This window comes from Brevibacillus laterosporus DSM 25 (assembly GCF_002706795.1).
GTDB classification, from domain to species: domain Bacteria; phylum Bacillota; class Bacilli; order Brevibacillales; family Brevibacillaceae; genus Brevibacillus_B; species Brevibacillus_B laterosporus.
On sequence record NZ_CP017705.1, the window covers coordinates 771,331 to 783,823 of the forward strand.

The 12,493-nt window shown below is 40.9% G+C and carries 10 protein-coding genes; 3 read left to right on the top strand and 7 right to left on the bottom strand.

All coding sequences use genetic code 11. From position 1 onward, the window contains the following. Positions 1-52 precede the first annotated feature (52 nt). Positions 53-601: a cysteine hydrolase family protein gene (locus BrL25_RS03760; protein ID WP_018674063.1), complete on the top strand. Its 549-nt coding sequence runs from the start codon at positions 53-55 to the stop codon at positions 599-601. A gap of 250 nt (positions 602-851) precedes the next feature. Here the strand turns inward: BrL25_RS03760 and BrL25_RS03765 are convergent, their stop codons facing one another. From BrL25_RS03765 to BrL25_RS03795, 6 genes are all read right to left on the bottom strand, one after another. Continuing rightward, positions 852-1,208 (bottom strand): (2Fe-2S) ferredoxin domain-containing protein, encoded by a 357-nt coding sequence (locus BrL25_RS03765; protein WP_018674062.1) that lies wholly within the window; start codon positions 1,206-1,208, stop codon positions 852-854. A 319-nt stretch (positions 1,209-1,527) separates the two neighbouring features. Further along, the gene (locus tag BrL25_RS25465) at positions 1,528-2,580 is read right to left on the bottom strand and encodes a hypothetical protein (protein WP_236848090.1); all 1,053 of its coding nucleotides are present in this window, start codon (positions 2,578-2,580) and stop codon (positions 1,528-1,530) included. A 60-nt stretch (positions 2,581-2,640) separates the two neighbouring features. Next, complete coding sequence (locus tag BrL25_RS25085) at positions 2,641-3,462, bottom strand: hypothetical protein (protein ID WP_018674060.1); 822 nt, start codon at positions 3,460-3,462, stop codon at positions 2,641-2,643. 703 nt (positions 3,463-4,165) lie between these two features. Next, on the bottom strand, positions 4,166-5,416 hold the full coding sequence (locus BrL25_RS03785; protein ID WP_018674059.1) for an efflux RND transporter periplasmic adaptor subunit: 1,251 nt from the start codon (positions 5,414-5,416) through the stop codon (positions 4,166-4,168). A 25-nt stretch (positions 5,417-5,441) separates the two neighbouring features. Further along, positions 5,442-8,570 carry an efflux RND transporter permease subunit gene (locus BrL25_RS03790; protein WP_018674058.1) on the bottom strand — a complete coding sequence of 1,043 codons (3,129 nt, stop codon included), beginning with the start codon at positions 8,568-8,570 and terminating at the stop codon, positions 5,442-5,444. Between the two features lie 22 nt (positions 8,571-8,592). Next, positions 8,593-9,009 carry a MarR family transcriptional regulator gene (locus BrL25_RS03795; RefSeq protein WP_018674057.1) on the bottom strand — a complete coding sequence of 139 codons (417 nt, stop codon included), beginning with the start codon at positions 9,007-9,009 and terminating at the stop codon, positions 8,593-8,595. Between the two features lie 201 nt (positions 9,010-9,210). On the opposite strand from BrL25_RS03795, the gene BrL25_RS03800 reads away from it, so the two are divergent. Together BrL25_RS03800 and BrL25_RS03805 are read left to right on the top strand one after the other, a co-directional pair. Then, a complete protein-coding gene (locus BrL25_RS03800) occupies positions 9,211-10,407 on the top strand; it encodes a sensor histidine kinase (RefSeq protein WP_018674056.1) in 1,197 nt (398 codons plus the stop codon). Positions 10,408-10,412: 5 nt separating this feature from the next. After that, positions 10,413-11,129 carry a response regulator transcription factor gene (locus BrL25_RS03805; protein ID WP_018674055.1) on the top strand — a complete coding sequence of 239 codons (717 nt, stop codon included), beginning with the start codon at positions 10,413-10,415 and terminating at the stop codon, positions 11,127-11,129. Positions 11,130-11,254: 125 nt separating this feature from the next. On the opposite strand, the gene BrL25_RS03810 is transcribed toward BrL25_RS03805, so the two are convergent. After that, entirely contained in the window at positions 11,255-12,460 is a 1,206-nt protein-coding gene (locus BrL25_RS03810) for an MFS transporter (protein WP_018674054.1), read from the bottom strand. Between the last annotated feature and the right edge of the window lie 33 nt (positions 12,461-12,493).

Genomic DNA, 12,493 nt, shown 5'->3' on the forward strand with positions numbered 1-12,493 from the left:
TTATTTGTTGTATAATTTACATAAGCCAAAATAAGGAAGGATGATCACCTATATGATTGATAAAACAGCACTGGTTATTGTAGACACCCAGAGTATCATTACTTATCATTCTTATCATGGGGAAGAAATCGTTGGCAAAATTAGCTCATTACAAGCAAAAGCTCGTGAGCTCAACATCCCTGTTCTGTTTATTCAGCATATTGGTCCAGCTGGCACTCCTTTTGAAGAAGGGGCGCATATGACTGAAATTCATCCTACCGTTGCACCTCTTGAAGGTGAAATAGTTATTAAAAAGACAGCTTGCGATTCATTCTTTGAAACATCGCTACACCAAGAACTTATAGATCGAGATATCAAGCATCTCATTATTGTTGGCTTTCAAACTCAATTTTGTATTGATACAGCTTGCAGAAGCGCAGTCTCCCGCGGTTATGATGTAACCTTGGTTGGCGATTGCCATTCGACAGCAAATACGCCTACCCTGGATGCCATCTCCATTATTGACCATCATAACGAAACATTGAACGGACTAGGCACCCTCCATCATCACATCACAGTAAAAGATTCTAGTGAGATTTTTTCTTCCGAGCTAGCTCGCTGATGTAAGATAAAGGATTTCGAATTGAGAACGTAGCTTTATTAAATGTTTGGACATAGACCTTATTTTAGAAGTTTTGCTTAGAAGTAGGTAGTTATCGTTTTAATTAGTCAAACAAAAACAGACTCCTCAATCTGGGAGTCTGTTTCTTTCATTATATGTTAGTAAGAAATCAATGTTTATCTTGATTCATGATCATACCAATATAAAAGCTGCTCTCCAGCAATGGCTTTTTTGCTGAGAATAGTTTCATTTATTTCTTCACACCAAACGCTACGGTCTCATTTCTTACAAATCCGTCACCGCGATATCGATGGCTAATTTTCTCCTGATAATGCTGCCCTTGAACAAGCTTTCCTACAATCTCTTTCGCATCCTCAGGCTGAACATTCCGATACCAAACTCCATCTGGATACACAATTAAGACACAGGCATCCTCGCAACGCCCATTACATCTGGTCCGAGTTGTATGAATCTGTTCATCCGCTTGTAGCCGTGCTATTTCCTGACGAATCGCCACAGTGACTTCTTCGCCCCCTTTTCGCATACAGCTACCACCATTACACAGCAAGATATGGTGCTTTGTTTTCGATAAATCCCATGTTGCCATAACCTTCCCCCTTCTAGTGTCCCCTTATTGTATCAGCATTTGACTGAAAATGATTCCTCATTGAAATGTTCTGGAGAGTTTGGGCATCCCTACAGCTCTTCCTCTTTTGGTACATGTATGTAGCATAACAGCTTGATATGCCACCTCTTTATAAGCAAAAATGGAAGATTGTTGGATTGATAACAGAGTACCTGTTTCTGCATTACTACTATTACATGATTTTGATCAGATGACTTACATTACTTTCACCTGAACTGTAGGGAGATTTAATCGTAACAAAAAAACCGTCAGAGGTATCCGACGGCAGTATGCTCCCTCATTACCGAGCCACGAGCATAAAATTATTAATAAACCCATTCTCCTGTAAAAAGATAGGTTGTATTTTTTTAGTAGCAAAATCATAGTAATATATTCCGCGACCTTTGTTAAAATCTTTTTTTGAAGTACTGCCCAGATAATAAATGCCCTTAGCGTCATGGGAAAGATAGACATCGCTTCTAGAAGAAATGGGGAGATCTAGTTTCGTTCTTTTACCCGTTTTGCTATCCACAAGACTATACTCGATAGGTGGACGATTGATACTAGGAGAGGTAATTAGAAATAGCTGATTTCCCGTACTTGATAAAGCAATGATTTGCTCTTTTTTCAGCGAAATGATCGGGCGCTCTTTTTTCGTTTCGTTATTTAGTTCAACAACTGTATAGTCGGGTGGAACCATGGCTATCTGTTGCTTATTAGAGATGTTTCTCTGCTTTTCCCTTTCATTCTCTGAAAAACGAGCGAGATAGCTTTTATTGACTTCCTTATTGTATGACACCGCCCACGTGTTGCTATCAAGATCTTTATCGTCCATGAAATCTAATTTATGCTTCTGTTTGTCGTACAAAACGGTTTTTAGGACACGCTCGCCTTTCTTCACGGCCGCCAAAATGATAGGTCCTTTTTTCGTCGTAGGCACAATGTAGTTAATGGCAAATAATTCCTTCGATAGCTGTTCCGTCTTTTTCGACTGTAGATCGTAGGAGAATAATTGATCTCCTTTATCTTGTACATCTGCTGAATAGTAAATCTTATTATCCATCAGTGACACAACAGATAACGGATATTGCGATGTGTAAGGAATATCAGCGAGCTTTGCCATGACCTTAGACTGCAAATCATAGCTCATAACCCGCATTACCATTCCATCGGTTGTATCTTTACCATTAGCATATTCTGTATACGTAATTGATAAATAGTCCCCAAGGTTATGCGTTTTTTCGTTTTGGGTAGTCATAATTTGGGATTTTTGATTTACGGCTTGCTCCATACATCCCGGAAGAAGGAGAGTGAATATCATAACCATTATAAAACAAATTCTCTTTCTACTCATGTTCACCTTCCTTTCTTTACAGGGAAAGAGGATAGGGTAAAAACCCCTATCCTGTACTTATTAAAACTCATAATAGTATCTACCTTTAAATGAAAGATTTTTATCCCATTTCAGTCCAAAGTCTTCAACACCTGTTTTCCATATATCCAGCACAGCATCTGGTAATGCACCATTGTCCCTCTTGGTTACCGTGGCTGCTTTGTTATTTGTTGTATTACGTGCATTGATAGAGGTATTATATTTTGGATTATCAATGTCCCCTCTTGTAGCGCAATCCCCTCTTACCAATGTATTATCACTTTCACCTATTGTATCGGTAAAATTTGTAAATCTTCCTGTACCTAATACACTACCAGATGATGAGCCTGTAATTACAATGGAATTATTATTAGCACCATACTTATATGTACCAGCCGCCTTACGCGTTCCTCTAGGCAAAGCCTTATAAGCTAGTGCTTCTACCCCGTCATCTTCCTTAATTGAGGAGGGATAAACAATTTTTTTAATGAATCCCTCTCCATCGTAAATGACTTTCATTCCTGGCTGAGGTGCTGGATTTTGTATATGATAGACTGGAAGTTCTTTAGCTTCATCTAAAATCTTCTGAACGAACGTTTCTTCTTCTGTCAATTTTACTAGTTCCGATTTAGAGAGTTCCTCTTTTTGAACCGCTTGAACTCTCTCATTTGAGGTGAGTTTTTCTCCTTTTTCAATCACAACCATGTTGTTAGAATCGTCATACTCAATTACTGTCCCGGCCAACATCTGATCAGGAATCTGTCCAATACTCTTTTCAGCATGGGTACTTGGTGCTGAAATCATAACAAGTGAACCTAGAATCGCTGTAGTAAGCACAAGATGGGGAAGAACCTTTCTTTTCATAAAATAACCTCCCTCTTATTAAGCAAATCTAGTTAAAATATACAACCATTCCCAGTATATGTTATTGTCATTATTTTCACAAATGTTTTTTTGTAGAAATGAGTATATTTTACTATCCTGTTTTTACATGTAAGAGAATAGAGTGTAATGAGAGATTTCCTCAATCCGAAAAAGTTATAATAGAATCCTATATTCTCATTGCTAAACAGGTGGAGAAGTATTCTATCACGAGACAGCTACCGTGCCGTTTTTTCAATGGGAAAGCCTCCTTATTTCTTACTATCATTTTATAATTGGCATATGAGAAGACCTTTTTCACTACTTGCCAATTGCAGTCAACTATAAGGATGCTGGTAAAACTATTTTTGTGACACGATTTTTTGAAATGAGTTTGATTCAAATAAAAAACGTCCGAGAAGGAAATTCGGACGTTTGCTTTAAAGATACTGTCATCAAGTATTGGAGGAGAGGAATGCCTAATGCTTCACGTTGTTCAGGGGTCATTTCTCTACTTTCTTCTATACGATAAAAAGTGCCTTCCCTTAAATCGAGTTCTCCATGATCCTCTCTTTCTTCAAACTTTCCATTTCTAAACGAGTAAAAATCGCTCAAGTGACTCTATTTATATGAAAAAAGCTGCCACAAATGGAATGTGACAGCATTTTTTCTATAGATCATTTTACCTATATCCGTTCGGTTGCTCTTATTTTTGGATCGTTACCTTACTTCCATCCTTCAACAGTGTCTGTCCTTTTATGACTACCTGCTGATCTGCTTTTATTCCTGTCAGAATTTCGATAGCTTCACTAGACCCTTCTCCTGTGGTTACCGCAACTTGTTTAGCTACCTCACCTTCTACAACGTAAACATACTGTTTCCCATCGCGATCGAACACAGCCTTGCGAGGAACAACTACCTTCTCCTGCCCTTTTCCTTGTTGGCCTAGCAGATTCATATTTACAACCATATCTGCTTTCAATTCGTTGTTTGGATTAGGGATTGATATTTCAATGGGATAGGATTTAAGCTGTTGATCCATCACCGGGCTGACAGCCGTTACTTTAGCCGTCAATTCCTTTCCCAATGCAGTAATATTCACTTTTACCTCGTCGCCCACCTTCACCTGTGGAATATCTTGTTCAGACAAATTGGCTTTCACAACAAGTGGATTGGTATTAACTAATGTAACTACAGGGCTTTGTGGAGAAGCCACCTGTCCGATTGCTCCATTCACACTTGAAATGTACCCGCTAAACGGAGCTTTTACTACTGCATTTCCTAATTGCGTTCGAGCATTTTCCAAGCTCACGGCTGCTTGCTTTACGGAAGCCTCCGATACACCTACCGCTGACATTTGAGTGGCTGACTTTACCCCTTCTTGGGCATTGGCAACAGCTGTTTTCGCGTTGGCAAGCTGTAAATTTGCTTGTTCATATTGTTGAAGAGAGATTGCTCCTTGATTAAATAGCGTTTGCATCCGTTGCTGATTTCGTTCTGCATCTTGTAAGGCTGTTTGTGCTTGACTCAAACCATTTTTTGCTTGTTCGAGACCTTGACTGGAGCTATTGCCTGCTTGGTTCAAATTCGCTTTAGCTACCTGATAAGCCGCTTCTGCCTGCTTGATAGAATTTATTACATCTTGTTCATCCACACTAAACAAAGTTTCCCCTTGTTTTACATACTGCCCTAAACTTACAGGTAGGGAGGTAATTTTCCCAGAGATTTTTGGACTTAGTTGCACATCCTGACTAGGTGCCAATTTAGCTGTAAAGCCTGCACTAGAAGAGACTGTTCCTAGTTTAGACATTTCAATCTGAACAGGTGTTACACTCTCTGTCTGTTCGGCCGGAGTATTCTCCGCCGCTTGATTTGAACATCCCGCTACTAAAAACAGAGCGGAAGCTGCTACTAGAATCATTTTTTTATTGATATTTGTTTTTGTTTTCAATTTCATTTCCCCCTCCTCCATCTCTTGGCCCTTACGATTCCATTACCGAAATGGCTGCTTGTTGTTTCTTTAGTCGTTTCCGTTCTTTCTTTTGTTTACGTTTAGAAGACCAATCATCGAACCAAGTATACACGACTGGAATCAACACCAGAGTAATGAGGGTAGCAAAGCTTAATCCGAAAATAACTGTGATAGCCATCGGAGCTTGAGACTCACTACCGGATCCTGTAGCAAAAGCTAATGGGCCAATTGCTAGAATGGTAGTCAATGTCGTCATGAGAATGGGACGCAAGCGTACGGGTCCTGCTTCCAAAATCGCATCCCTCACACTCATACCTTTGTCTCGCAATTGGTTCGCATAATCAATTAATACGATGGCGTTATTGACCACCAATCCAATCAGTAGAATGTATCCAATAAACACAGACACACTGATCGAAGTATTGGTAAACAACAGGCCAAGCATAACGCCTGCAAAGGTAGGTGGAATGGAGAACATGATAATAAACGGTGTATATAAAGATTCAAATTGAGCAGCCATTACCATATAAAGTAAGACGATTGACAAAATGACAGCCAATCCAAGGCTACTAAAGGACTCCATCATATCTTTGCTCTCTCCGCCATACTCAATTTTATAGCCATCTGGTAGGGAGAGCTTATTTAGCTTTGTTTGTACATCAGTAGTAACTGAGTTCAAATCACGACCTGCTAAATCACCAGTGATTTTTACTTCACGAGCCTGATTGGAGCGATTAATCGTTAGAGGTGCCTCTACTTTTGTAACTTCAGCAACAGAAGACAATGCCACCTGCGCGCCGCCTGGTGCAGTCATTCGCAAGCTATTCAAGTAATTCGTATCCTCCTGGTACTGTTCAGGCCATTTTAATTGCACATTGATTTCATCATCACCCGTGCGATATTTTGTCACCGTTTGTCCATTAAATGCTGTGCCGACAGCCGTTAAAATCTGTCCGGAGCTCAGCCCATACATACTCGCTTTTTCCGCGTCAATCTTCACTTCAAATTCTTGTTGCGTATCATCCAATGTGGTAATCACATTACTGGTTCCTGGGATACTGATTACTTCTTGTTTAATAATCCCGCTCACATCTTTTAGAACCTCAATATCATCACCGCGTAAGGTAATCTGCAAAGGAGAGCCAGTGGACATACCAGCAGATTGTTCTTTCACCTTAATGTCAGCGCCAGCAATCGATGCTACTTGTTTACGCAAATCTGCCATAATCTCCTCAGTGGAGCGTTTGCGATCTTTTACCTCGACCAATTTTAAATCAACCGTGGCCTTGTTAGAAGTAGAGGTTGCCACAGCTGCTGATCCCCCGCTACCAATCGAGGTGCTCAGGATATCCAGCTCCGGTACTTGCGCCGCTATCTTTTCCACTTGTTGGGCTACCTTCTTTGTTTCTTCCAAAACAGTACCGTTTGGCATTTTAATATCAATTGTGACTTGTCCCTGATCCATCGATGGCATAAACTCTGCTCCAACCAATGGTGTCAGCGCTATAGAACCTATCATCATAGCCACAGTAACAATCGCTACTGTTTTGCGGTGATGTAGGGAAAAATCCAACAGCTTTTTATAGCCTTTTTCTACTTTATGGAATCCAATATTGAACCAGATCACTGGATTGATTCCACGATATCCATCCCGATTGTTATGCTCTGGTACTTTTTTCAGTATCCGTGAGCTTAACATCGGTACTAAGATGATGGAGAAAACCAAAGCAGCAATGTGAGAATACACAACTGTTAGGGCTAGAGGTCTAAAAATTTCTGCTGCGATGCCATCTACAAGCGCAATTGGCAAGAACACGCATATCTGTGCCAAAGCAGAAGCCATTACAGCTGTACCCACTTCCTTCGAACCATCTAACGCTGCTGCTACCATGCCCTTCCCTTTCTCCCTTTGACGGAAAATGTTCTCCAGCATTACGACTGCGAAGTCAACAAGTGATCCTAGTCCAAGCGTTAAACCCGATAAGGAAATCAGGTTGATCGTTTGACCTGTCGCATACATCAGCAAGAAGGTTGATATGATGGAGATGGGTAACACGATGATAGCAACAATCATCGATTGGAAGCTACCTAAGAAGAAGAACAAAATAATAATCCCAAACAAACCACCGAACAAAGCATGCTCTGCTGTAGTATAGATGGAATCTTTAATAAACGTGGACGAATCTAACGTAGTTGTTAGTTTTAGGTTGGAAGGTAATGTCTTCTCAATCTCTTTCATTTCTTGACTAACAGCATCCGCTACTTGAATCGTATTTCCACCAGATGCTTTTGTAATGGTAATACCTAGGCTTGGCTTTCCATTAACATAGCTGAACTGATTTATTTTCGCCGTTGTATCATTGATGGTAGCAATATCTTGTAGGCGAAGGGAACCAGTCCCTATGCGAATAGGTGTTAATCCGATCTTCGCTACACTATCGTACTCACCTTGTACTCGAATATTATATTTCCCGTCACCTTCGCGTACCGCACCACCTGAACCAGACAGGTTGTTACTGGCAATCGCCTGCTGAATTTGGTCGATGGTTAATCCATACGCCGAAATTTTAGCAGGGTCCAACACCACATCCACCACGCGATCCTGACCGCCAACCAGATTCACTCCAGCCACACCATCAATTCTTTCCAGGCGGTTTTGAATGGAGTCCTCTGCTATCTTTTTCAATTGGTTGACATCATCCTCGCCTGTCAAGGCAAATGTCATAATCGGCATACTATTTGGATCGATCCGCAAAACCTGTGGAGATTTAGCTGAGGATGGAAGCAGTTGACGCACCCGATCAACTTTTTCCCGCAATTCCAATGTAGCTTGATCCAAATCAGTTCCCCAATTAAAGTTGAGAATAACCTGCGATGCTCCTTGGATCGAAATAGATGATACTTCTTTTAAATTGGAAACAGTCCCTACCGCGCTTTCTATTGGTTTCGTTACCAGCTTCTCCACTTCACTCGGCGCCGCGCCATCGACAGACGTAACGACAACTGCGACCGGAAAATTCAATTCTGGATACAAATCAATAGCCAATCTTGGCAGAGATACTATTCCAAAAATCATGACTGCAAGGGTTAACATGATAATTAGAACAGGTCGTTTCACCGACACTTCAGATATATTCACTCTCTTTCACCTCACCAATGTCTTAACTAGATATTCTTTTTTTGGTTGTATACATTTCTTGCAAGACATGGAGGGATGAAATCATCTGAGTTGTCTTTTGCTCAAACGTCTCCATTTCCGCTTGGTGTTCTGCGAAATCGTCCGCATGATCAAATCGTTGGGACATCGCAACCCAAACCAATCGTTTATCCTTTTTATCCTTGAGCCTTATGACGATGTTATCTCGCTGCAGGCGATCAATTAATCCAGATACCGTACTGTACGAAAGACTAACAGCCTTACTGATTTCCCCAATGGTTTTTGGTCCGTGCACTATTTGCTCCAGAATCAGCACCTGCTGCCAGGTGATATCTTTACTTTCTAATTCTTCCCCTGTGATCCATGTAAAAAGGGCACTCGCTTCTTTGAGAAGCTTTGCCATGGTAATCAACTCTTCCATCCAAGCCACCTCCTGCCGTTGGTCAATTGTTCGCAATACGAAATGTCACAGTTTTCATTGTAGCGGCAAGTTGGAATAGGCAAATCTATCGAGGGATGGAAAACCCAGCACAGGCTTTGTCTATCTAGAGATAGATGACACCCCATGCTACAATAGATGTGAACAAATGATCGAAAACTTTGAAGAAGGGTGGGCTAATCTTTGATTGATAACATAACAAAGGCCCTCCGCAAACGACTCTTATTGGTCTGGTTCTTAGCCTTATCTCTTTTGACATGGCTACCAAACTCCTATAATCATGAATCACCTATACAATTTATTTTTTCAGTAATGCTGTTTTGTGGGTATCTGATTTTATTTTGGACCTCCTCTATTCAACTGCCTTCCATAAAAATGACTATCATTCTGTTACTAGTCGGGGGAATTACCCTATTTAAAGGCATTTATCTGGGGCCAGAAGGGTTTGGTATGATCATCCTGCTTGCGATTATCATTGGTCTTCGCATTGATAAAAAATATTCGCTACCACTAGCCAGCTTTTTTGGGGTGATTACCAGTGTATTACTCATCTGGATAACCCATAGCTACACCACACATGTTGTTCCCTTTTTACTTTCCTTTATAGGATGCTATCTGGGAGCACGCGGATATCGTTCTCATCATGAAGCGTACCAATTAAATCAACAGCATTTAAAAGAATTGCAAAAAGCACATACAAAATTACAGGATGCACATAATGAATTGCAGGAAATGACTGTAAATACATTGCAAGTAGCCGTACTAGAGGAACGAAACCGGATTGCCCGCGATATTCATGACTCTTTAGGTCACAGCCTTACTTCTCTTATCGTACAGCTACATGCGCTTACCTATATGCTGAAGTCTGGTCCAAACGACGCACAGATGGCTGTCAATAATATGCTGGATGTAGCGAAACAAAGTTTGGAGGATATCCGTGGCTCCGTTCATACTCTCGCAGTCGACAAGAGAACGTTTGGCATAACACCTTTGCAAGCTCTTTTGTCCCAAACGGAGAAAAATACGGATCTGTCCTGTACGTTTGTAACCAATGAAGAAGAGTTGGATTTAACAAACGAGGTAACGATTGTTTTTTATCGAATTCTACAAGAAGCCATTACGAATACATTGCGTCATTCCAATGCTACAGCTATTTGGGTTGAAATTACTAAGATGGCTGATACTATCGTTTTAGCAATTCATGACAACGGCCAAAATCTTTCTCAGGAAGGAGTTAAACCTGGCTTTGGTTTATCTGGTATGAAAGAACGCACCATGGAATTAAACGGAACACTGAAATATCAGATGAGGGAACCCTTTGGCTTTGAGATTATAGCAACGGTTCCTTACCACCATACACCTTTAGAAGGGAACACATAGCTACTATGGTAGATCACAAACATCAAAAGATTCGAGTCATGCTGGCAGACGATCAAAAGATGATCAGACAGGGTCTTGGGTATGTCATAAATGTACAAGAGGATATGGAGGTTATCGGAGAGGCGGCTGATGGGGAGGAAATAATCAATTTAGCTTGCGAGCTAAAGCCTGATGTCATTCTCATGGACGTACAAATGCCCAAGTGTACGGGTATTGAAGCAACACACGAAATTGTAAAACATGTACCCAAAGTAAAAGTTCTCATTTTAACAACGTTCGATAACCATGATTACGTTGTGGATGGCATTCTAGCAGGTGCGGTTGGTTATATGCTAAAGGATGCCGATTCCCAAGAGATGTTAGATTTAATCCGACGTGCTTATAATGGAGAAGCCTCTTTTCACACAGCGACAGCTGCCAAAGCATTAGCTGAGGTGTTAAAGAAACAAAAATCGGAAACGAATGCCACAACCCATACAGACAAAGCACAGGAGATTTATCACGAAGAGAATAACCTGGTACTCCTAGATGAACTGACGGAACGAGAGCAGGATGTCTTGCAACAATTAGCATTCGGCTACCGCAATGATCAAATTGCCCAAAATCTCTTTATCTCTGAAGGCACTGTAAAGTCACATGTCCATCGTATTTTACAAAAATTAAATGTCGATGACCGTACGCAAGCTGTAGTACTAGCCCTACGGCATAAATTGGTAAAGTAAATTCTATCTAGAGATAGATGACAGACCATATTTGTTAGAAATGTGAAAAGGACAGGATGCACTTTGGCTCCTATCCTTTTCCTTTTTTATCTAATGAAACGCGTTATATTTTGCAAAATGAAGAATTACTGAATACGTAATGTCGCTGGAGACTGCTCTACATGAGAGAGCTTCAGCAGCAAAAGGAATCCAATCACGATAAATCCACCAATCATGCCAACAACCCCAGCCCATCCAAATAACGACCAGAACAAGCCGCCAAACGTCCCACCTAGACTCGATCCAACGTAATAAAAGAATAGATACAAGGAAGAAGCCTGTGCTTTATCATGAGTAGCTAATCTTCCTACCCAGCTACTAGCGATGGAATGTCCTCCAAAAAAACCAAATGTAAAGATCGCAATTCCAGCAATTTTACTAAATAAATGGGGTTCTAATGTAAGTCCAATACCCCCAAGCATAATAACTAAAGACATCCACAGCATTTTAGCGCGTCCCAGTCTGTCTGCCATCTTTCCCATCCAGGTAGAGCTAAATGTACCAACCAAATACACAATAAAAATCCAGCCAACGATTGTCTGTGAAAGAGAATATGGCGGTTCAACTAATTGGTATCCAATGTAGTTATATAACGTCACGAAGCTACCCATTAACAGAAAGCCAAGACCATATAAATAAAGCAAACGATGATCCTTGCAATGGCTCCAGAGCGATTTTGCTAATGTCTTTACCTCTAATTTACGTGGTGAAAAATGTTTAGAGGGTGGCAGCATGACCCAGAACAAAATCGTGCACAAGAGACTTAACACCCCGATTCCAACCAAGGCCACATGCCAATTAAACAAATCGGTTAGCGTTCCTGTGATGATTCGTCCTCCCATTCCACCAATGGAATTTCCGCTTATATATAGCCCCATCGCTACTCCTAAGCTACTTTTATCAATTTCTTCACCCAGATAAGCCATTGCAATAGCCGGTAATCCAGCCAGGACCATCCCGACTAGTATACGAATGCCAAGTAAGACTTGAAATTGATAGCTAAACGCTGTACACACTGCCAACAAAGAAGCTCCAATCAAGGAAACCATCATAATCGGTTTACGCCCCCACGCCTCTGACAATGAACCAAGAAATAACATACTTATAGCTAAGGCCAGCGTGGTTACAGATAGGGAAAGACTGGCCAGCGTTGGAGAAACCTGAAACTCCTTGGTGAATTCAGGCAACAAAGGCTGCGTGCAGTATAGGATGGCAAATGTATTTAATCCTCCTGCAAACAACGCTATGTTGGTTCGGCGAAATGCGCTTGACCCTTGCTTGATATAACTCATGGTGTAAATCCTCTCTCTTTTTATTCAGTTAGA

Bases quoted from the DNA above. Each gene is read 5' to 3' on its own strand.
- BrL25_RS03785 (WP_018674059.1), bottom strand. From the start codon at position 5,416: ATGAAATTGAAAACAAAAACAAATATCAATAAAAAAATGATTCTAGTA.
- BrL25_RS03795 (WP_018674057.1), bottom strand. From the start codon at position 9,009: ATGGAAGAGTTGATTACCATGGCAAAGCTTCTCAAAGAAGCGAGTGCC.
- BrL25_RS25465 (WP_236848090.1), bottom strand. From the start codon at position 2,580: ATGAGTAGAAAGAGAATTTGTTTTATAATGGTTATGATATTCACTCTC.
- BrL25_RS03765 (WP_018674062.1), bottom strand. From the start codon at position 1,208: ATGGCAACATGGGATTTATCGAAAACAAAGCACCATATCTTGCTGTGT.
- BrL25_RS03810 (WP_018674054.1), bottom strand. From the start codon at position 12,460: ATGAGTTATATCAAGCAAGGGTCAAGCGCATTTCGCCGAACCAACATA.
- BrL25_RS03760 (WP_018674063.1), top strand. From the start codon at position 53: ATGATTGATAAAACAGCACTGGTTATTGTAGACACCCAGAGTATCATT.
- BrL25_RS25085 (WP_018674060.1), bottom strand. From the start codon at position 3,462: ATGAAAAGAAAGGTTCTTCCCCATCTTGTGCTTACTACAGCGATTCTA.
- BrL25_RS03805 (WP_018674055.1), top strand. From the start codon at position 10,413: ATGGTAGATCACAAACATCAAAAGATTCGAGTCATGCTGGCAGACGAT.